The sequence below is a fragment of the Streptomyces sp. SID5910 genome, from assembly GCF_009862125.1.
In the GTDB taxonomy this organism is placed as follows: Bacteria; Actinomycetota; Actinomycetes; order Streptomycetales; family Streptomycetaceae; genus Streptomyces.
Window position 1 is genome coordinate 1 of the sequence record NZ_WWHX01000596.1, and the last position, 2189, is coordinate 2189.

Here is a 2189-nt window from a genome sequence, read left to right on the forward strand (position 1 = left end):
CCGGCCGCGTACTCCCGGCGCCGGACCGTACGGATCGCCGCACGTCCGCGGCCCGCACCTCCGCCCAAACGCCCCTCGCCCGCGGGCCCGGCACCGTACAAACCCGGCCCATAAGCCGCCATACTGGACCGGCCAGGGGAGGGCGGGGCGGACTGAGCCACGGGGGCGGGGCAGCGATGGGGGACAGCACGCTGATCCAGGGCCGGTACCGGTTGCTCGACCGGATCGGACGCGGCGGCATGGGCGAGGTGTGGCGGGCACGGGACGAGTCGCTGGGGCGGCGCGTCGCGGTGAAGTGCCTCAAACCACTGGGCACACAGCACGACCAGGCCTTCACCCGCGTGCTGCGGGAGCGGTTCCGGCGCGAGGCCCGGGTGGCCGCCGCGCTCCAGCACCGCGGGGTGACCGTCGTGCACGACTTCGGCGAGTACGAGGGCGTGCTCTTCCTCGTCATGGAGCTGCTGGAGGGCCGCGACCTCAGTCGGCTGCTGGAGGACAACAAACACCATCCGCTGCCGGTCGACGACGTCCTGGACATCGCCGGACAGGTCGCCTCCGCGCTCGCCTACACCCACGACCAAGGCATCGTGCACCGCGACCTGAAACCGGCGAACATCGTGCGCCTGGCCGACGGCACCGTGAAGATCTGCGACTTCGGCATCGCCCGGCTCGGTCACGACGTCGGGTTCACCGCCCGGCTGACCGGCACCGGCATCGCCATGGGCACACCGCACTACATGTCGCCCGAGCAGATCGGCGGCGACGAGGTCGACCGGCGCAGCGACCTGTACTCGCTGGGCTGCGTGCTCTACGAGATCGCCACCGGCGCCCCGCCCTTCGACCTCGACGACGCGTGGGCCGTCCTCGTCGGCCACCGCGACACCGCGCCCGAACCGCCGCGCCGGCACCGGCCCGACCTGCCCGGACACCTGGAGCGGATCATCCTGGACCTGCTGGCCAAACAGCCCGGGCAGCGGCCGCAGGACGCCCGCGAGGTGGGCCGCCGGCTCACCGCGGACCGCACGGCGCCGGCACCTGTGGCGTCCCTCGCGGCCGCGCGGACGCCCGAACCGGTCGGTGCCCGGGCGGCGCTGCCGTCCTGGACCCGGGGCATCACCACCGGGGTCAAGGCGACCGGACCGCGCTCCGCACCGCCGGACCCCGCGGCCGGGCTGTCCGGGGACTGGCTCCCGCGCCCCGCCGGCGACGAGGCGACGAGCCCCGCTCCGGGCGGGCGGCCCGCCCCCGCACCGGAGGCCCTGACCGCGCTCGCCCGGCGGCACGACGCGGCGCTGGGCCTCGGCCGGCTCGGCCGCTGGACGGAGGCGTCGGAACTGCACCGGGCCGTGGCCGCCGAACGCGAGCGGCTGCTCGGCCCCGACCACCCCGACACCCTCGCCAGCCGCTACGAGATCGCCTTCACCCTGACCCGCACCGGCCGCGCCGCCGACGCGCTGCGCGCCTACAAACGCGTGGCCGAGGCCCGCATCCGGACGCTGGGCGCCGACCACGCCGACACCCTCGCCGTCCGCCAGGAGATGGCGTACGTCCTCGGCAGGCTGGGCCGGTACGCCGACGCCCACCAGGTGTACACGGCCGTCCTCGCGGCCCGGGAGCGCACCATGGGCGCCGGCCATCCCGACACCCTGCGCTGCCGGCACAACCTCGCCTTCAACCTCGGCCGGCTCGGCCGCCCCGAGGACGCCCACCGCATGGCCTGCGAGGTAGCCGAGGCCCGGGCCCGGGTCCTCGGCGCCGAGCATCCCGACACCCTGGTCACCCGCTACGAGGTGGCCTACGCGCTCGGCCGGCTCGGCCGCTGGCGGGAGGCCCTGGAGACCTACCGGGAGGTCGCCGGCGCACGCGCCCGGGCGCTCGGCCCCGAGCACCCCGACACCCTCGCCGCCCGCTACGAGTCCGGCATCTGCCTGGGCCGCCTCGGACGCAGCGCGGAGGCGCTGGCCCTGTACGCCGAGCTGATCGACGACCGCACCCGCGCCCAGGGTCCCGAGCACCCCGAGACCCTGCGCGCCCGGCACGGCCTCGGCGTCAACCTCGGACGCCTCGGCCGCTGGCAGGAGGCGCTCACCGTGGCGCGCGAGGTGTACGCGATCCGGGAGCGGGTCCTCGGTCCCGGCCACCCCGACACCCTGGTCAGCCGGCGCGAGGTCGCCGTGGGCCTGGGCTGG

The 2189-nt window shown here is 76.2% G+C and carries 1 protein-coding gene; it reads left to right on the forward strand.

Annotated features, from left to right (window positions below):
- Positions 1-176 precede the first annotated feature (176 nt).
- Positions 177-2189: serine/threonine-protein kinase (locus GTW67_RS20920; protein ID WP_161166335.1), on the forward strand; the 2013-nt coding region annotated here is incomplete at its 3' end.